The organism is Saccharothrix sp. NBAS 001, from assembly GCF_056640475.1.
The window spans coordinates 5,036,911-5,055,132 of sequence record NZ_CM153251.1; the positions used below are offsets into that span (position 1 = coordinate 5,036,911).

Below are 18,222 nucleotides of genomic sequence, written 5' to 3' on the forward strand. Positions count from 1 at the left end.
GTAGGTCCCGGCCCACCGGGTCCGCAGGGCTCTGCCGCCCCGGCACCGGCGGGACGAGGCTGGTCCCGGAGGTGCACCATGCAGCACAAGGACTTCACCGCGAGCCTCGCCCCCATCACCCCGGACGACCTCGCCCACCTGCCCGAACCCGCCCGCCGCCACCTCACCTTCGCCGGCGTGGTCGGCCGCCCACCGGACCGCGCGTTCGAGGCCAGTCTGCCCGGCTGGTTCCGGACCAGACCCGACCAGCGCTGGGCGGCGTGCACGTGCCACCAGCACAACACCGCCCCGGACGTCACCCGCGAATTCAGCATGCGCACGACGCTCGCCCACCTGATCCCGTTGCACGCCAACGACACCTACGCGGGCGGCCGAGGTCGTCTGCACGCCACCGCCTGCGGCCTGTTCACCGTCGCCGACGCGCGAGGCCCCGAACTCGACGCCGGCGAACTCGTCACCTTCCTCGCCGACGCGGTCCTGCTCGCCCCGTCCATGCTGACGCTCCTGCCGGTCGCCTGGGCGGCCGTGGACGAGCACACCTACCAACTGGCCTTGACCGACCACGGCCGCACCGTGACCGGCCAGGTCACCATCGACAATCGGGGCGCGCCCCGCAACTTCACCACCGACGACCGCTGGGCCGTCCGCCCCGAGGGCCTGGTCCGCACCCGCTGGTCCACCCCGGTCGACGGCTGGCTGCTCGCCGAGGACCGGATGCGCCCCCGTCGCGGCACGGCCGTCTGGCACCTGCCCGAAGGCCCGTTCGCCTACGCCCAACTCGACTTCACCCGGGCCACCATCACCTACGCCGAACCCCACCGCCCGGCGGCGAAGGCCGGCTAGCCGGCACGTGCCCGAGCCGGTCCCGACGCCGGGATCGCGGACGGTCGGGCACGTGCCGTCACCGTCGTGCGCGCTTCCGCTGCCGGACCACCCGGTAGGCGATTCCGTGCGACAGAGCCAACAACACGCCGCCCGCCAGCAACGGCACCCCGTACCAGAACCCCGGTTCCTCGAAGTCGACCCGCAGGGTCGACCCGTGCTCGGAGCGGGGCAGGTCGACGGTGATCAGCCCGGCCGGTCCGCGCCGGACCGGTGCCGGCCGCCCGTCGACCGACGCGGTCGTGCCGGGCCACGCCAACCCGGCGACCACCACCTCACCGCCCCCTCGGTAGCGGATCTCCTCGGCGGGTCCCGTCTGCCGGTCCCCCGCCACCTCCAGGCCCGGCGCGCTCCAGGACACCCGGCCTTCCGGCCACGCCAACGGGGCGATCCGGCGGAACACGGTCACCTCGTCGCTGCGCGAGTGCAGCCGCCACCCGGCCGGGGGCTCGGTGCCGCCGTCGGGCAGGTGGCCGTTGCGCACCACCACGGTCTCCAGCCGCAGCAGGTCCGCCAGCGGGGTGCCGGTCGACGGGTCCGCGACCCACAGCCGGCGGAACGAGTCGGCGCACGCGGCTCCGGACGGGAGCAGGCACAGCGCGTCGGAGTAGTCGGTGAAACCGATGCCGGTGTAGGAGTTGAGGCTGCGCACCCCGGCGACCATGTACATGCTCCCGTGGAGCATGTACCTCCAGACGCCGTCCGGATGCGCTTGCGGCTCCCACGGCGCGACACCGGCCGCAGTGAAGGTGTTCCCCTTGTACTCGGCGAACTGCGTGCGCAACGCGGACACGTCGTGGGGCATGCGCCAGGCGCTGAACGCCGCGTTGAACGGGTACCACGTCAGCTGCAACGCCAACACGACGGCCGTTCCCGACACCAGGACCGCCGGCAACAGCCGTTCCCGGTACTTCGCCGCCGCGAGCGCCGCCGCGCACAGCGCACCGAGCACCAGCGCGGCGACGACGTGGCGGGCGACCTGGTCCGGCGCGGCCGACCAGGCGAGCACGGCCTGCACGGCGATCAGGGCCGCCGAGGCGAGCGCCCGCCGGCGGAAGTGCCGGGTCCGCAGACCGGCCGACAGCGCGATCGCCACCAGCACGCACAACGGCAGGTACACGTAGTCCACCAGGCGCATCGGCCAGCGGAACAGCCACAGCTCGCTGGGGCCGGTCGTCATCAGCACGTACCCGAGGCCGAACACGGGCAGCGCCAACCGGTCCCGCAGGCCCGTGCGCAGCACCGACCACGCCAACCACGGGGCGAGCGGCAGCACGAACCAGCCGAGGAACGCGTACGGGACCGTGAGGTGGTCGAGTTGGGAGGCGACGGCGTGCGGCAGGTAGGTCGGGGAACTCAGGTTGACCAGGTCGCCCAGCGCGGTCACCATGAAGCCGTTGTTGGAGGCCGTGCTGTTCTGCCGGAACGTCACCTCGCCGGCGAGCACGAGCGGCAGGTAGACCACCACGCCGGTCATCGCCACCGCGAGCCCGATGATCAGCAGCCGGCCGCACGAAGACCACCCCCGGACCACCGCCCGCTCCACGAGCACCGCGCCCAGCACGGCGACCACGCCCAGCGCGCCGTACGGGCTGCCGCAGGTCATCGCCAGGATCCCGAGGACCGCCGGCACCGCCGGGTTCAGCAGACCCCGGGCCGACCGGCGCGCGGCCCACCACACGTGCGGGACCCAGGCGAAGGAGATCATGCTGACCGCCCACGCGGCGGCGTCGAAGTACAGCGTGAACCCGGCGAACGGCAGCAGCACCGCGACCGCGGCCGACGCACCGGGGCGCGCGCCGTACTCCCGGCACAGCAGGTACACGCCCAGCGCCAGCAACACGAGGAACTCGACCTTGACGATCGCCGCCGAGACGGCGAGGTCGGGCAGCAGCGCGACGACCACGTAGTTGGCGAGCATGACCGGGTTCCACAGGCTGAGCTGGGCTTCGGCGGCGATGTTGCCGCCCTGCCACATGTGCGGGGACAGCACCGGGAAGCGGCCCGCGAGCAGTTCGCTGCCGATGTGGTGCCAGCCGGGCACGAAGACGGCGGAGCTGTCGTCCCACAGGTAGAAGGTCTGGACGCCGGCCAGCGGCAGCAGGGCGAGCGCGGCGGTGACGACGCAGACGACGGCGCCCACCCGGACGTCGCGCGACCTCCGACCGGTGCCGCCACCGGTCGTCGCCCTCAGGTCGGGCGCGGACGTCGACAGGTCAGTGCTCACGGTTGCTCCAGATCGGGTGATCAGCGATTCGGGACGGCGGCAACCGGGAACAGGAGCGATTCCCTGCGGCGAAAGCGTGGAAGAATCACCTGATAGGTGCGTTCACCACAGCTCAAGCGCCCGTTCCGCCGGTCGAATTCACGCCGTCCGGTGAACGGTCGGCGCACCCGGCCGCGGCGTTCCAGGCGGAATCACTCCCGTTTCCCCAACCACGTCCCGGAGCACCTTCCCAGACAACTTCCCGTGCCGCGACATGAAATCGGGGCACGGCCACGCCCGCGACGGGAGCACACCCGACCGAGGGCGTCCGTCACCGCCGGCCGACCCGAACCTGGTTGACACCGAAAGCACAATGCCTCCCCGGAGTCGGGCACGACGCCGGGTGAAATCGTATTCAGGTGCGGGAATGGCCGGCGGCGGATACGCTGCCGGGAACCGCGCGGACCGGGATCAGAAGCTGAAGTTCCGGATCGCCGCACCGCCGGCGGCGGCCGTCTCCGCGAAGAACACGACCAGGTCCCGGTAGTTCTCCCGCAGGTAGCCGATGTCGTCGGCGGCCCAGAGGTGCCGCATGGGGTAGACGTCCTTCTCGCTGAGCTTGCGCGGGTCGTAGTGGGCGGCCGGCACTTCGAACGGTGTCGCGCTCAGCGCTTTCGCGGTCGCGGCGACCATGCTGTCGCTCCAGCCGAAGAGAACGCACTCCTCGTCGATGGCGTCACCGTCCTCGTACACGTCGACGCCGATCTCCGCCGCGTCCAGCAGGAACTGGATGCCCGCCCACGCCTTCTCCAGGAAGCAGTCCGGCCGCCCTTCGTCCTCCAGGAACGCCCACGCCCGCTCGTGATCCGCGAACGCCGTCTCCAACTCGTCCGGCTACACCCTGGTGAACGACAACGTCATCCCCATGAACCCACCACTCCCCCTCGAACGCCCTCGATCAACTCCGAGTTTTCCACGCCCGCAACGGCGTCACCGGCGAATCGGCGATGACGGACGGGAAACCGCCGGCCGGCAAACGGATTGCGGCGGCTGCTGGACGTCCACGTCCGCGCGGACCTGGGCCGGTTCCAGGACGCGTACGACCGCGCTCAACCAGGTGGACCGGCTGCCCGCGTGGTGCCGGGACCGCCGGCACCACGACGCCGACGGCGAGGCGCTCAGCCTGGACGGCGTCGGCTGGATCGCGCAGAGCACCGACCGGCACCGCGCGGCCGTCGACCACTACGAGCGGGCTCGACCGGATCACCACCGGGTCGGCCCCGGTAGCCCGGGTCAGCGGTCGGTGCACCACGCGATGGTCCGGGCCAGGAGTTCGTCCAGGGACAGGTCGACGTCCGTGCGGACGACGCCGTCCGGGCCGCTGAACGTCGCGAGGAACGGCCACGGGCCTTCCAGCCAGCCGGCGTGGCTCTCCGTGTCGTCGGTGAGCACGGCCGCGCGGCCCCGCCGAGGGTCGACGGCCCAGTACACGCCGTGCGTGTCCTCGTCGTAGTACACCTCGATGTGCGCACCGTCGATGCCCGCCGCCACCAGGGCGTTGACGACGCCGTACCGGCTCGCCGCGTGGTCGTGGTCGGGATCGCGCCGGACCGAAGCCCGTCCCCGGTCCAGCCTGATCACGCCGGGCGGCACCCCGGGCGGCGGCGTGGGCCCGTCACCCGGCATGGTCTTGGGGCCCGCGCGGCCGGTCGCATTCCTGCGCGGCCGGCTCGGCGGCCGTGGGCAGGTTCAGGCGGTGGGCGGTGCCGCCGTGGTCGCGGAAGGTCGCGATCACACCGGTGTTCTCGGCCGCGACGGCGGCGTGCGCGGCGCCCAGTTCCAGGTCGTCCAGGGCGGGGCGGTCCGCGCCGAGCAGCGTCGTCGCGCGGTCCACCACGTCGACCACGTGGCGGCGCATCGCCTCCATCACCACGTGCAGCGGGGCGACCCGCTCCGGGTCCTCGCCGATCTGGAGCACCGGCGAGTAGGCGAAGGTCGGGATCAGGCTGACGCTGCGACCGCCCACCGGCCGCTTGAACGTCAGGCGCGCGACCACGGCGTCGTCCTCGACCGGGCCGGTGAACCGCGTCTCCTCCACGATGTCGTACCGCTCGCCGTCGAAGATGACCCGGCCCATGTCGAACGCCATCTGGCCGACGACCCGGACGGCGCGGTGCTTGTCCGCGTTGGACAGCCACCGCAGCCACTCCAGGGGCACGTCGGACGGCCGCTCGGACTGGAACGGCTGGACCGCCCTGACCAGCTCCCAGAACTTCGGCGAGACCAGCGGGCGCAGGGTCTTCGCCCGGTCCCGGAAGATCTTGTCGTCGGCGGTGGACAGCGGGAAGGTGATCAGCTGGGGCTTGGCCGGCATGCCGGTGTGGGCCAGGACCGCGGCCCAGAACGTGTGGTCCAGCGCCGCGCGCAGGTTCGTCAGCACGTCCCCGACCACCGCGCCCCACCGCTCCGGGAAGGGTTCGAGGACCTTCAACCGCCACTGCACCCGCACCAGCGGGTCGGTGTCGGCGTCCACCGTGTCGGTCCGCTCGTAGGCGTAGGCCTTGCCGAAGTCGAACTCCCGCACCGCACGAGCGAGAACCTGCTGGTGCTCGACCCCACGAGCCCACTTGATCCACGCCGATCGCATCACACCCGCGATCCTAGGTCGACATCGCCGCAGGTCCACCGACCGGCGCGCCGTGCGCGGGCACCCGGGCCCAAGCTCCGGCGAGCGCCCCGGCCGGACCGGGTGATCCAAAACCGGTGTCCGCACCGGCGGTGCCGTGTTGCACTGTGCGGTGCAATGGTGCGGGACGATCTCCGGTCGCGCACCGCCGACCACCACGATCACCACGGCCGCCGGGCCGGCTCGTCCTGCTCACCGCGGGCGTCGGGCACGGCGGCGGGGACGGGAGCCCGTCTTGACCACCGCACTGATCATCGGCGACCTCCAGCGGGGCATCACGGGCAACTACCCGTTCGCCGAGCGGGTCCTGCCGCCGATCACCGAACTGCTCCCCCGGGCCCGCGCGGCCGGCGCGCTGGTCGTGTTCGTGCACATCGCGTTCCGGGACAACGGGGCCGACCTGCCGCCGGGCAACGAGCTGTACCGGTCGTTCTTCGACGCCGGGGACGCCTTCCACGAGGGCTCGGCCGGCACCGCGGTCGACCTGCCGGTCGCCGAGGAGGACGTGGTCGTGCTCAAGCGCCGCGCCAGCGCGTTCGCCGGCACGGACCTCGACCTCGTGCTCCGCGCCCGGCAGGTCGACACCGTCGTGGTCGCCGGCGTCGCGACCAGCGCGATGGTGGCCGCGACGTGCTACGACGCGGCGGACCGCGGCTACCACGTGACCGTCCTGCGCGACGGCTGCGCGGACGGCGACCAGGCGATCCACGACTTCTTCATGGACGCCGTCTTCCCCAGCCGGGGCTTCTCGGTCGTGCCCTGCGCCGACTGGTCCTGACCTCGTCGACGTGCCGCACGCGATCCCCGGTACCGGGGGTCGGGGTCGGCCTCCGGTGTTGCTCCGTTCCGGGCGTTGTGGCGTGGTCGGGGACCCGTCGCCGCCGCGCGTGCGTCGGAGGGGTGTCGGCGACGGGGAGGAGCGGGGCGGCTATGGGCGACGGGGTGGTCGAGAAGCCTTCGGGGCGCGGGATCGTGCTGACGGTGTGGCTGGCGGTCTACAGCGCCGGGGTGCTCGTGGTCGGCGGGCTGCTGCTCGTCGAGGCCGTGCGGGAGTTGGGGCACGGGCGGACGTTGGGCATCCCGGTGGTCCTGGCGGTCCTGGGGCTGTTCGGCGAGGCGATCGCGTTGGCGGGGTTGTGGCTGTGGCGGCGGTGGGGTCTCCCGCTGCTCGCGATCGGCGCGGTGGTCGGCCTGGTCGGATCGGCGATGGGCGGCGCGCCGGGCCTGCTCATCTCCGGTCGGATCATCTGGGTGTGCGCCTTCGTGTTCGCGCTGATGCCGCGCTGGGAGCTGTTCCGGGACTGACCGCCGGCTCGCCGTCTTCGCCCCCAGCACGGCACCTGACCTGCACAGATGCCATCCGGCTGCCCACCCCACACGCACCGTCCACAACGGACGGCGCCGGTCGGGCCCTACCAGCCCTGGTCGGGCAGCCTCGCGACCTCGCCGTAGAACTCGTCGACGCGGTTGACCAGCGTCGCGAAGTCGTCGGCGTCGATCGGCTTGGTGATGTAGGCGTTGGCGTGCGACTGGTAGGTGCGCATGATGTCGTCGGCCGCGCCCGACGTCGTCAGCACGACCACCGGGATCGACCGCAGGTCCGGGTCGGATTTGATGTGCGCCAACACCTCGCGGCCGTCCATCCGCGGCAGGTTCAGGTCCAGCAGCACCACGTCCGGACGCGGCGCGGCGGCGTGCTCACCGGCCCGGTACAGGAACGACACGGCCTCCGCCCCGTCGGTCACCGTGTGCACGCGCGGGTTGCGCCCCCGCCCCTGCAACGCCTCGGTGATCAGCAGCACGTCGCCGGGGTCGTCCTCCACCAGCAACACCGTCAGCGGAGTCGACGTGCCGTCGCTGCCGTGGAAGGAACTCATGTGGCCACACCTCGGAGTCTCGCAGGACGCACCGGGCGGGTGCCGCGGCGGGGTGGTCCACGCCGCGACCGACAGCCGTTCCGCCGGTGCGCGCCGGGCGCGTGAGTCGGGAAGGCGTTCGATCCTCGGCGGGACGTTCAACGCCCTGTGTGCTCAAGGCCGTCCATGACTGTACTCGCTCGTGGCGGGAACGCGGATCCCCCGTGCGGGGCCGCCTGGCCTGCTCACCGGACCGGGCGCGGCCAGGCGGTGATGTCCGCCCACACCGTCTTCCCGCCCGGCAGGGGCGAGGTCCCCCACGCCGCGGACAACGCGTTCACCAGCACCAAGCCCATGCCCCGGCTGTCCGCGATCCGCGAGCGGCCCAGGACGGGCAGGTCCGGGGACGCGTCGTCCACCTCCACCCGCACGCGTCGCGCGCGCCACGACGGCCGCACCACGCGCACCTCCAACGCGCGGCGACCGTGGTCGTAGGCGTTGCTGACCAGTTCGGTGACCACCAGCAGCACGTCACCCAGGGCCTCCCCGTCGACCAGGTCGGCCAACAGCCCCTCCACCCAGCGCCGGACCTCCGCCAGTTGCTCCCCTCCGCCTGCCAACACGCGCACCTCCGCAGCCGCTGGACGGCGATCGTCCCCGTTCACCGCGCCATGTCCGTTTCCTGTTCCGCGTCCACCACCCCGGCTTCCCCGGGGTAAACCGGGCAAATCCGCATTCAACGGATCCGCCGGGTGAATCTCCGGCGGCCCGGCCGGCGAGGGCGCGGCCGGTTCGGCACCGTTGCCCGGTGGAGTCTCGCGCTGTGATGAGCGTCAGTCGGGTTCGCGGACCGGGCGGCCCGCGACGGACCGGTCCACAAAGGACTTCCTCGACGGCCGGACAGCGTTCCGGGCAAGGAGAGCGCGGCCGGGGCACCCGCACGAAACGGGTTTCGACGGGTTCTCGGACGGGTGGCGGCCCGCGCGTTGCGGGGTTCGAGGTCAAGACGGCGTCAGAATCGGCGGTATCGCCGTACTGTGCCCGCAACGGCTCTTTCCGGACCGGGGGCGAGCTGGTGTCCTGGGTGCATGCGCATTCCACCGCCGCCGATGCCGGCCGGGTTCGCGTTCCCGTTCGGCGCGGCGCTGGGCGTGCTCGCCCTGGCGGCGGCGACGGCGGTCGGGACGACCGGCCAGCCCGTGCTCGCACTGCCGGCGATGGTCGCCGTGGTCGACACCGTGGCGGCGATGTCCGATCTGCGCGCCACGCTGGGCACGGTCGCGGTGTGCTGGGCGTTGCACGCGGGCTTCACGCTGGGACGTCACGGCGAGTTGGCGTTCACGCCGCGTTCGGCCGGTGACGCGGCGGTGCTCGTGCTGTCCGGGATCATCGCTGCGGGGGTCGCGTCGGTCGTCCGGGCCGCGCGCGCCGCGCCGCGGGTTTCCGTGCCCCGGCAACGACAGGCCCGCGCCGTGGCTCCCGCCCCGAGCCGGACGACCGCCGGACCGGGCTTGTCCGGGACGTAGGTGGACCGGCGTGGGGCGCGGGTCGCGTGACGAAGCTCGGGATACCGGTCGGTCGACCCGGAGGGCTCGGGGCTGTCGCGATGCCGTGCCGACGACCGGGCCGACCGGTGGGAGGCAGGGCGCGCGACACATCCGATAGTGTCCTTCCTCGCCCCACCGGGTCGCCACGTGATCTGCTGAACCGGTTCCGGACGACGTCGCCCGTCCCGCCGGCCGGGTCGGTGCACCTCCCGGACGGGGACGGGTTCGGCGGGTCGGGACGCGTCGGCGGCTGCCCGGCCGCAACACCGCACGTCACCGGCTCGTCGCACAGGGTGGGATGCCCGAATTCATCGTCTGACGAAAATTGGTACGATCGAACCGGTGAAGATCCTCTTTTCGAGCCTCGGCTCGCACGGTCACACCTACCCCCTGCTCCCCCTGGCGTTCGCGGCGCGGGAGCACGGCCACGACGTCACCTACGCCACCACGCCGGACTTCGCGCCCGCGATCGAACGGCACGACGTCCGGCACCTGCCGGCCGGCATGGGGATGCGCGCCGCGGTCGCCGAGGCGGCCGGGGTCGCCGACGGTCACGCGCTGGTCCCCTCCGACGTCGACGACTCGCTGATCATGCGGGTGTTCGGCTCGATCCTGCCGCGCCGCAACTTCGCCGACCTGACGCCGTTCCTCGCGGACTGGCGGCCCGACCTGGTGGTGCACGAGGTCGCCAACCCCGGCGCGGGCCTGGCCGCGCGCGTCGCGGGCATCCCGGCGCTGTGCCACGGGTTCGGCCGGATGTGGACGTCCGACCTGCTCGATGCCGCGCCGACGCCGTTCCTGGAGTTCACCGCCGAACTCGGCGTCGACGTGCCCGACGAGTACGCGATGCTGCTGGGCAACCCGTACCTCGACGTGTGCCCGCCTTCGGTGCAGGACAAGAAGTTCCTGGCGGAGGCGGACACCATCGCGCTGCGGCCGGTGCCGTTCGCCGAGCCGGGCGAGCTGCCGGACTGGGTGCTCGCGCATGAGCGGCCGCTGGTGTACCTGACGCTGGGGACCGCGTTCGGCAGCTCCGACGTGCTGCGCACCGCGATCGCCGGGCTGTCCGGGATCGAGGGCGTGCGGGTGCTGGTCGCGGCCGGTCCCTCGGTCGACGCGTCGTCGCTGGGCGACGTGCCGGAGCACGTCACCGTGCTGCCGTGGGTGCCGCAGGCGGACCTGTTGCGGCACACCGATCTCGTGGTGCACCACGGTGGCAGCGGCACGACGCTGGGTTCGTTCGGCGCGGGCCTGCCGCAGCTGGTCCTGCCGCAGGGCGCGGACCAGTTCAGCAACGCCGAAGCCGTGTTGTCGCACGGCCTGGGCGACCGGCTGCTGGGCGACCTGGTGACGGCCGGCGCGATCGCCGACCGGGCCCGGCACCTGCTGGCCGACGAGGCGGTGCGCAGCGCCGCGCGCACCCTCGCCGCCGAGGTCGCGGCCATGCCGTCGCCGGCCGAGGTCGCCGCCAAGCTGGCCGACTACGCCCGCTAGTCCACCGGGGTTCCGCGGCTCTTGGGGTGTGGCCGTTTCGCCGCGGAGGTGTCCACGAACGTCCGGGACGCGGGCATGAGCACTCATGCCCGCGGACCCGCTCGGACCATCAAGTCCGACCAGCAGCACCAGGCCGGTCGCCGAGACCAGCGTCCCCATGATCGACCGGTCCTCGCGTTCTGCCCCGCGCCGAGCCCGAAGCGGCCCTTCACCAGCCGGGAACCGGCGTCGCCGACGTGCGGGAAAAACGCCGAACCGGCCGAGGCTTCGCGTCGTCGCGGGTCTCGCCCTCGAACAGGTCCGGCACGGGTTGAGCCTGAACCGGGTGCCGGGCTCCTCCGCCTCGGGGTCGCCGGACAGGTGCGCGAAGCGGCCCGGCGACGTGCCGCGCATCGACGGACCAGCCGAGCGCGACGGCGTGTCCCGCCCGGTGATCCGCGAGGTCGTCCGGGTCCTGACCCGGGCCCCTGCCGGCCGCGTCCGGCAACGAGATGCCGACCGCGCTCACCGAGGTGGTGTGCGAGGCCGACGCGCTCGACCATGAGTCCACAGTGGACGGCGGATGACCGTGCGGGCCGCGCCGCGACGTGGAATTGCTTCCGCTGTCCGGCAGGGCAGGCGCAACCGGGGGCCGCTCCGCAGGGAACGGCCCCCGGCCGACTGGAGTGTCAGGCTCCAGTGCTCGACGCCACTACAGCGTCAAGGTCCAGGTGTCGATCGTGCCGACGTCGGCCTGCGCCACGTCCCGCACGCTGAGCTTCCAGATCCCGTCACGCGCCTCGGACGACAGGTTCGCCGTGTAGGTGGTGTCGATGTTGTCGGCGCTGTCCGAGCTGCTGGAGTTCTTCAGCCGGTACGAGGTGCCGTCCGGCGCGATCAGGTCGATCGTCAGGTCGCCCCGGTAGGTGTGCTTGATGTGCACCTCGATCCGGCTGGACGCCGAGGCGTTGCCGCCGCACCCGGTGAAGGTCACCTGGCTGGTGACGGCCGCGCCGAGGTCCGGGATGGCGACGTCGGTGCCGTTGGTCTGCGGCTGGCAGCCCTCGCCGACGACGCTCCAGCTGAACGTCGTGCTGCCCGAGCCGCCCGCGGTCGCGGTCGCGGTGGCCGTCACGGTGAACACGCCGGGCGTGGTGGTGGTGCCGGTGACCAGGCCGGTGGACGGGGTGACCGACAGGCCCGGGGGCAGGCCGGTGGCCGACCACGTGTACGGGGCGGTGCCGCCGGAGGCCGACAGCTGGAGGTTCGCGCCCGCGCCCAGCTGCGTGGTCTGGTTGCCGGGGTTGGTCACGGTGACGCCGCCGACGGTGCCCTTGTTGACGCGCAGCAGGCGGTTCGGGGTGCCGGTGCCGGGGTTGGTGACCTTGCCGGTGGTGGCGGCGGCGGTGATGGCGCTGTGCACCTCGGCCGGGGTCTTGGCCGGGTTGTCCGCCAGGTACAGCGCCACCGCGCCCGCCACGTGCGGCGAGGCCATGGACGTGCCGCTCATCGTCGCCGAACCCGTGTTGTTGTTGTACGACGCGGAAACGATGTTCTGGCCGGGCGCGAAGAGGTCGCTGCACGTGCCGAAGCTGGAGAACGACGCGCGCGCGTCGGTGTTCGCGGTAGCGGCGACGTTGATCGTCTCGGTGACCCGCTGCGGTGAGTATTTGCAACTGTCGTCATTGAAATTCCCGGCCGCCACCACGTAGGAGACGCCGGAGCGGATCGAGGAGCGCACCGCGTCGTCCAGCACGCGGCTGGGCTCGTTGGCGGTGCCGGTGTAGAGGCTCATGTTGGCCACGGCCGGCTTGACGGCGTTCGCGGTGACCCAGTCGACGCCCGCCGCCTCCGTGGACACCGAGCCGCTGCCCTGGCAGTTGAGCACCCGGACGGCCTTGAGCTTGACCTTCTTGGCCACGCCGTAGGTGTTGCCGCCGACGGTGCCGGACACGTGCGTGCCGTGGCCCTGGCAGTCCTTGCCGTTCTGGCCGTCGGAGAACGCGTCGAAGCCGGGCGTGGCGCGCCCGCCGAAGTCGGAGTGGCCGAAGTTGATGCCGGTGTCGATGACGTACGCGGTGACGGTCGAGGCGTCGGTGGAGTAGCTGTACTTCTGGTCCAGCGGCAGGGAGTCCTGGTCGATCCGGTCCAGCCCCCACGACGGCGGGTTGTTCTGGTCGGTCAGCAGGCCGACCGTGCGGTCCTGCTCCACGTACGCCACGGCGGGGTCGGCGGCCAGGCGCTTGGCCTGCTTGGCCGACATGGTCGCGGAGAAGCCCTTCACGGCGGCGCGGTAGGTGAAGCCGATCTTGCCGCCGTAGCGGTCGACGAGGGTGTCGGCCTCCCCGCGCACGGCGGAGCCCGCGAGGCGGTCGTTCTTCAGCACGACGATGTAGCTGTCCTGGACGGCGTTCGGCGCGCTCTCCGCGACGATCTGGCCCTCCGGCGCGGCGGTGGCCGCGCCCGGCAGGACGACCGCGACCGCGACGGCGGCGGTGGCCGCCACGCCGAGGCCGAGGATTCGTCCGGGCAGGGTGGGGTGTCTCATCACTGCTCCTTCGTGCAGGGCGCCCGGAACGGCCAGCCCTCGATGGCCGTGGTGTTCCGGGCGGTGAATGAGCCGTGTCCGATCGGACACGGCGAGTATTTGCCGACCGGCGCGGGCCCGACAAGAGACTTTCGTACGGTTCCGGGCGATTTACCCCCGTCCGGGATGTCCGGTTCCCGACATTGTCCGGGGTGCGGCCCGACCGGCCCGACCCGACGACCGGCCCCTTGACGGCACGCGGGCGTCGTCCTACCGTCGCCGCACGTTCGCCCTGCGAGGTGGGAATGTTCCTGTTGGAACCGGTCGGCCTGGGTCGGCGCGACAACGACGTCTACCTCGCGCTGCTGGAGCTGCGCCGGGCCACCGCGGTCGAGTTGGCCGAGCACGTCGGCGAGTCGCCGTCCGACGTCCGCGCGTCGCTGGCCACCCTGGTCGGCGCGGGACTGGTGCACCAGCTGGGCTACGCGCCCGCCGCCTACCTGATCGTCGCGCCCGACGAGGCGCTGGCCGCGCTGATCCAGCGGCGGCGCGGCGACCTGGCCCGGATGCAGGTGCGCGCCGAGGAACTGGCGCAGCGGCTGCGGTCCGGGCCGCCGCACACCGGGTCGCCGGTGGAGCTGGTCGAGGGCGAGGACGCGGTGATCGCGTCGGTGACCAGGCTCCAGGCGCAGGCCCGCAAGGAGGTGCTGGCGGTCGACGCGCCGCCGTACCTGGGCGGGCAGTGGAACCCGAACGACTTCGAGATCACCCAGCTGGCGGGCGGTGTCGAGTACCGGTTCGTGTACTCCGCCGATTCGCTGTCCACCCCGATGCACGTGGCCAACATGCGGCGCTGCGTCGAAGCGGGCGAGCAGGCCCGGGTGCTGCCGGACGCGTCGATGAAGATGCTGATCGTGGACCGGCACACCGCGCTGATGCCCGCGTCCTACCAGGACCCGGACCCGGCGGTGCGGCTGCTGGTGCGCGAGTCGGCGCTGATCGACGTGCTGGTGTGCGGGTTCGAGCAGATGTGGCAGCGGGCCACGCCGGTGCTGCCGGAAACCGTGGTGGACAAGCCGGTGCCCTCCGCGCGGGACGGCGAACTGCTCGCGCTGCTGGCGTCCGGGATGAAGGACCGGTCCATCGCGCGGGCGCTGGGCGTGACCGAGCGGACGGTGGGTCGGCGGGTCACCGAGCTGATGACCGAGCTGGGCGCACAATCGCGGTTCCAGGCCGGTCTGCTCGCGTCCCGAAAAGGCTGGATCTAGCGTTCTTCGGAATGCCGAAGGAACGCTTCCACGAAGACGTCCCACGTCCGCGCCGGCAGTTCGTGCCCGGTGTCGGCGAGGACCAGCTCGCGCGCGCCGGGGATCGCGCGGGCCAGCGCGTGGCCGTGCTCGACCGGGAACACCGGGTCGCGGTCGCCGTGCACGACCAGGGTGGGCGGCAGCCGGTCGAACGCCACGTCGTCGTCGAAGTCGATCAGGAAGTGGTTGGTCAGGCAGGCCGCGACGTCCCTGGTGCGGGCCACGTCCCGCTCGACGAGGTCACGCGTGGCGGCGGCGTCGAACCGGCCGCCCGCGTACGCGCCGACGAGGCCGACGACGTAGGCCACCACGGCGTCGCGGTCGGTCGGGTCGGGACGGTCCGCGGTGGCGGCCAGGAAGGCGTCGGTCATCGGTGGCAGGCCGGGCGCGCCGGTCGTGGTGCCGACCAGGGTCAGCGTCGCCACCCGGTCCGGCCGGCGGGTCGCGGCGGCGCACGCGATCGCGCCGGCCATCGACCGGCCGACCACGTGCGCGCGGCCGACGCCGAGCACGTCGAGGACGCCGACCGCGTCGTCCACCATGTCCCGCGACGAGTACCCGGGCCGGCCGGCGGGCCACGACGCCGACCGGCCGGTGTCCCGGTTGTCGAACCGCACCACGTGCCGGGTGCGGGCCAGCCGCGCGCACAGGGCGTCGTCCCACCACAGCATCGACGCGCACGCGCCGTGCACGAGCAGGACGGTCGGGTCGGCGGGGTCGCCGAACTCCTCCACGCACAACTCGACGCCGCGCACGTCCACCAGTCGTTCGCTCATGTACGTGCAACGCCTTCCGGGCCGGGTGCTCATCGGTCCGAGTCGCCCACCTGTCAACGATTGACGACCAGGTCGTAGCCGGCGATCCCAGACCGGCAGTAGTAGGAGCCCCAGACACCACCGGATTGCCCGTTGCCCCCGATGAGGTCGCAGGTCACCGAGGACCGGCTCCAGGCGAGCACCACGTGGTAGAGCGGCGAGTGGGAAGGCTCGACCAGCAGGTTGTAGCCCGCGATACCGAGTCTGCACTCGAAGCTGTCGAACACCCCGTCGGCCGTGCCCGCGTAGCCGATGGAGTGACAGGTGGCCGAGTCGCTGGTGTACAGGTAGACCGTGTTCGGCGTCGTCGCCCGTGCGACGCCGGTGGCCAGGACCATCAGCAGGACGGCCACGAGCACGGACGAGGTCCGGGCGGCCTTCATCACGTCGTCTCCTCGGGATCGGCGGCACCTCGACGTCGCGATCGCGACACCACCGCGGACGTTAACAGCGCGTGACCGGGCGCTCGCGGAGTCGATGGATGCTCACTACGGTCGTCGCTCAGGGCCGGGTGCCGCTCGACTCCGCCACACCGATCTCGACCGAGGTGAACGACCACACCGTGCCCGGCGGCAGTCCTTCCCACTCCTGCGCGCCGATGAGCCGTTGGCCGATGAACCGGCCGGTCTCCGGGTCGATCACGATCTCCCGCACCTGCGCGCCCGCGCCGGCGGTGAGCGCGACGCCGACCCGGCCGTCCAGGTTCACCGCCCGGTCCGCCACCCGCAGGTCGGGCAGCCGGGTGAGGGCCTGGTAGAGCGCGGCCCGGAGGTCCCTGGGCACCCAGCCGGTGGCCAGCACGTCGGCCGCGACCCCGAGCGGCCCGCCCGGCCCGTCACCAGCCGCCTCGACCAGCCGGCGGTGCAGTTCACCGGGGTCGCGCGGCAGACCGGCCAGGAACGCCTCGGTCGGGTGCGACCAGCCCCCGGCCAGGCCGGTGCACGGGCCGGAGCTGCCGAGTTCCGGCACGAAGTCGCCGCACGGCGCGCGGCGTTCCGTGGTGCCGGGGGGATCGAGGTGGACGTTGGCGGCGCGGGCGGCGTCCTCGTCGCCTTCCAGCCACTGGCGCTTGCCGGTGATCGTGTAGCGCTGGAGCCACTCGGCGCGCGGGTCCGGCGGCTGCCAGGTCTCGACCACGCCTTCGTAGAGGTGGCGCAGCCGGCGCTCGCCCCGGTCGTCCACGGCCAGCGCCCAGTCCCGGGTGGCGGTGTAGCGGAACTGCCCGGGTCCGACCACGGGGTCGGGTGCGCCGCCGACCAGGTCCGCCGCCCTGGTGAGGGTTTCCACGGCCCCGGCGGCGGGTTGCGCGGGCGTGAGCGACACCGCCACCACGCCACCGGCCGCCAGCACGGCGACTCCGGCCGCCACCGCCAACCACCGCCGCGCACCGCGCAGCCGGGAATCGGGCCCCCGCACGTCGGGCCGCCGCTCCCCCGGACCGCCGACGCCGACCAGCGCCGGGCGGTGGTCACGGGTCGGGCCGCCGACCGCGCCGGCGAGCACCCGGGCCCGTCCCGCCGTGAAGCTGCCGTCGGTCATGGGCGGGGTGTCGGCCAGCACGTCCCGCACCGCGTCGTCCACCCGGTCGTCGTCCACCCGCAGCTCACCCATTCCGCTCCCCCTCCACGATGTCCAGCCCGCGCAGCCGGGTCCGCGCCCGGTGCAGCCGGGTGCGGACGGTCGCGACCGGGATGCCGCGCACCTCCGCGATCTCCGCGGGCGTCAGGTCCGCCCACGCCACCAGCAGCAGCACGTCTCGTTCCTCGACCCGCAGCGCGGCGATCGACTCGGCCAGCCGGGCGCTCAACGCCCCGGCGTCGGCCCGCGCCGCCACCCGCCCGCTGACGTCCTCGCCCGCCTCCGGCCCGCCGTGCCGGGCCCAGGCGCGCAGCCGCCGCACCTCCGACCGGGTGTGCCGGCGCACCAGGTTGGTGGCGATCCCGTACAGCCAGGCACGGGCGCCGGCGCGGGCCGGGTCGAAGGTGTGACGCTGCTCCCACAAGGCCAGGAAGGTCTCCGCCACGAGGTCGTCGGCCGCCTCCACGCCGACCCGCCGGGCCAGGTAGCCGTGCAGCGGGCGGGCGTGCCGGTCGTAGAGTCCGGCCAGGTCGTCGGGGGTGTCGAGGTGGTCGGTCACCGGACTCCCGCGTTGCGCCGCCAGGGCGCTCTCGGTTCGCACGCCCCCTGATTGCCCGCACGCCCGCCGGGCGTTCCCGCGCGCGTCGAATCGGCGGCCACTAGGCTCCGCGCATGGCGAGGTACTTCGACGTGCACCCGGTCAACCCGCAGCGCCGCACCATCGACGCGGCCGTCCAGCTGATCAAGTCCGACGGCCTGATCGCCTACCCGACGGACTCCTGCTACGCGCTGGGCTGCCAGTTGGGCAACAAGGACGGCCTGGACCGGATCCGGCAGATCCGCCACCTCGACGACCGGCACCACTTCACGATCATGTGCCGCGACTTCGCCCAGCTCGGCCAGTTCGTGCACGTGGACAACGCGGTGTTCCGGGCGATCAAGGCGGCCACGCCGGGCAGCTACACGTTCATCCTCCCGGCCACCCGCGAGGTGCCCCGCCGGCTGCTGCACCCGAAGAAGAAGACGGTCGGCGCGCGCATCCCGGAGCACGTGGTCGCCCAGGCGCTGCTCGAAGAACTCGGCGAGCCGCTGGTGTCCAGCACGCTGCTGCTGCCCGACCAGGCCGAGCCGCTGGTGCAGGGCTGGGAGATCAAGGAGCGCCTGGACAACGTGGTGGACGCGGTGCTCGACTCCGGCGAGTGCGGCACCGAACCCACCACCGTCATCGACTTCTCCGACGGCGAGCCGGAGATCGTCCGCCGCGGGGCGGGCGACCCCAGCCGCTTCGAGTGACGGCCCGGCCCCGCCGGGCGAGCACGCGGTCATCGGCGGCGCACGGCGTCCC

Annotated in this window: 18 protein-coding genes; 7 read left to right on the forward strand and 11 right to left on the reverse strand. The window is 72.9% G+C overall.

Annotated features, from left to right (window positions below; all coding sequences use genetic code 11):
- Nucleotides 1-78: 78 nt before the first annotated feature.
- Nucleotides 79-843 (forward strand): DUF6544 family protein, encoded by a 765-nt coding sequence (locus AC0HI0_RS20730; protein WP_480934027.1) that lies wholly within the window; start codon nt 79-81, stop codon nt 841-843.
- A 58-nt stretch (nt 844-901) separates the two neighbouring features.
- On the opposite strand, the gene AC0HI0_RS20735 is transcribed toward AC0HI0_RS20730, so the two are convergent.
- The 4 genes from AC0HI0_RS20735 to AC0HI0_RS20750 form a co-directional block, all read right to left on the reverse strand.
- A complete protein-coding gene (locus AC0HI0_RS20735; RefSeq protein ID WP_480934028.1) occupies nt 902-3,109 on the reverse strand; it encodes a hypothetical protein in 2,208 nt (735 codons plus the stop codon).
- Nucleotides 3,110-3,559: 450 nt separating this feature from the next.
- The gene (locus AC0HI0_RS20740) at nt 3,560-3,973 is read right to left on the reverse strand and encodes a DUF1877 family protein (RefSeq protein WP_480934029.1); all 414 of its coding nucleotides are present in this window, start codon (nt 3,971-3,973) and stop codon (nt 3,560-3,562) included.
- Between the two features lie 408 nt (nt 3,974-4,381).
- Entirely contained in the window at nt 4,382-4,729 is a 348-nt protein-coding gene (locus tag AC0HI0_RS20745; protein ID WP_480934030.1) for a hypothetical protein, read from the reverse strand.
- Nucleotides 4,730-4,763: 34 nt separating this feature from the next.
- The gene (locus AC0HI0_RS20750; protein WP_480934031.1) at nt 4,764-5,738 is read right to left on the reverse strand and encodes a hypothetical protein; all 975 of its coding nucleotides are present in this window, start codon (nt 5,736-5,738) and stop codon (nt 4,764-4,766) included.
- Nucleotides 5,739-6,009: 271 nt separating this feature from the next.
- Here AC0HI0_RS20750 and AC0HI0_RS20755 point away from each other — a divergent pair, with 271 nt between their 5' ends.
- Both AC0HI0_RS20755 and AC0HI0_RS20760 read left to right on the forward strand, forming a co-directional pair.
- The gene (locus AC0HI0_RS20755) at nt 6,010-6,552 is read left to right on the forward strand and encodes a cysteine hydrolase family protein (RefSeq protein ID WP_480934032.1); all 543 of its coding nucleotides are present in this window, start codon (nt 6,010-6,012) and stop codon (nt 6,550-6,552) included.
- Nucleotides 6,553-6,704: 152 nt separating this feature from the next.
- Nucleotides 6,705-7,079: a hypothetical protein gene (locus AC0HI0_RS20760; RefSeq protein ID WP_480934033.1), complete on the forward strand. Its 375-nt coding sequence runs from the start codon at nt 6,705-6,707 to the stop codon at nt 7,077-7,079.
- A 107-nt stretch (nt 7,080-7,186) separates the two neighbouring features.
- Here the strand turns inward: AC0HI0_RS20760 and AC0HI0_RS20765 are convergent, their stop codons facing one another.
- Both AC0HI0_RS20765 and AC0HI0_RS20770 read right to left on the reverse strand, forming a co-directional pair.
- Nucleotides 7,187-7,651 (reverse strand): response regulator, encoded by a 465-nt coding sequence (locus AC0HI0_RS20765; RefSeq protein ID WP_480934034.1) that lies wholly within the window; start codon nt 7,649-7,651, stop codon nt 7,187-7,189.
- 224 nt (nt 7,652-7,875) lie between these two features.
- Nucleotides 7,876-8,253, reverse strand: coding sequence for an ATP-binding protein (locus AC0HI0_RS20770; RefSeq protein ID WP_480934035.1), 378 nt, complete (start codon nt 8,251-8,253; stop codon nt 7,876-7,878).
- Nucleotides 8,254-8,718: 465 nt separating this feature from the next.
- Here AC0HI0_RS20770 and AC0HI0_RS20775 point away from each other — a divergent pair, with 465 nt between their 5' ends.
- Both AC0HI0_RS20775 and AC0HI0_RS20780 read left to right on the forward strand, forming a co-directional pair.
- A complete protein-coding gene (locus AC0HI0_RS20775) occupies nt 8,719-9,156 on the forward strand; it encodes a hypothetical protein (protein ID WP_480934036.1) in 438 nt (145 codons plus the stop codon).
- Between the two features lie 363 nt (nt 9,157-9,519).
- Nucleotides 9,520-10,671: a glycosyltransferase gene (locus AC0HI0_RS20780; RefSeq protein WP_480934037.1), complete on the forward strand. Its 1,152-nt coding sequence runs from the start codon at nt 9,520-9,522 to the stop codon at nt 10,669-10,671.
- A gap of 691 nt (nt 10,672-11,362) precedes the next feature.
- Here AC0HI0_RS20780 and AC0HI0_RS20785 read toward each other — a convergent pair.
- Nucleotides 11,363-13,198, reverse strand: a complete 1,836-nt coding sequence (locus AC0HI0_RS20785) for a S8 family peptidase (protein ID WP_480934038.1) — start codon at nt 13,196-13,198, stop codon at nt 11,363-11,365.
- A gap of 284 nt (nt 13,199-13,482) precedes the next feature.
- On the opposite strand from AC0HI0_RS20785, the gene AC0HI0_RS20790 reads away from it, so the two are divergent.
- Nucleotides 13,483-14,445, forward strand: coding sequence for a helix-turn-helix transcriptional regulator (locus AC0HI0_RS20790; RefSeq protein WP_480934039.1), 963 nt, complete (start codon nt 13,483-13,485; stop codon nt 14,443-14,445).
- Here the strand turns inward: AC0HI0_RS20790 and AC0HI0_RS20795 are convergent.
- From AC0HI0_RS20795 to AC0HI0_RS20810, 4 genes are all read right to left on the reverse strand, one after another.
- Nucleotides 14,442-15,260 carry an alpha/beta fold hydrolase gene (locus AC0HI0_RS20795; RefSeq protein WP_480934040.1) on the reverse strand — a complete coding sequence of 273 codons (819 nt, stop codon included), beginning with the start codon at nt 15,258-15,260 and terminating at the stop codon, nt 14,442-14,444. The genes AC0HI0_RS20790 and AC0HI0_RS20795 overlap by 4 nt on opposite strands.
- A 53-nt stretch (nt 15,261-15,313) precedes the next feature.
- Nucleotides 15,314-15,685: a hypothetical protein gene (locus AC0HI0_RS20800; protein ID WP_480934041.1), complete on the reverse strand. Its 372-nt coding sequence runs from the start codon at nt 15,683-15,685 to the stop codon at nt 15,314-15,316.
- Nucleotides 15,686-15,800: 115 nt separating this feature from the next.
- Entirely contained in the window at nt 15,801-16,910 is a 1,110-nt protein-coding gene (locus tag AC0HI0_RS20805) for a CU044_5270 family protein (RefSeq protein ID WP_480934042.1), read from the reverse strand.
- The gene (locus AC0HI0_RS20810; protein ID WP_480934043.1) at nt 16,903-17,478 is read right to left on the reverse strand and encodes an RNA polymerase sigma factor; all 576 of its coding nucleotides are present in this window, start codon (nt 17,476-17,478) and stop codon (nt 16,903-16,905) included. Before AC0HI0_RS20810 ends, AC0HI0_RS20805 begins: the two co-directional genes overlap by 8 nt.
- A 71-nt stretch (nt 17,479-17,549) precedes the next feature.
- Between AC0HI0_RS20810 and AC0HI0_RS20815 the strand changes: the two genes are divergently transcribed.
- Nucleotides 17,550-18,170 carry an L-threonylcarbamoyladenylate synthase gene (locus tag AC0HI0_RS20815; protein WP_480934044.1) on the forward strand — a complete coding sequence of 207 codons (621 nt, stop codon included), beginning with the start codon at nt 17,550-17,552 and terminating at the stop codon, nt 18,168-18,170.
- The last annotated feature ends 52 nt before the right edge of the window (nt 18,171-18,222 follow it).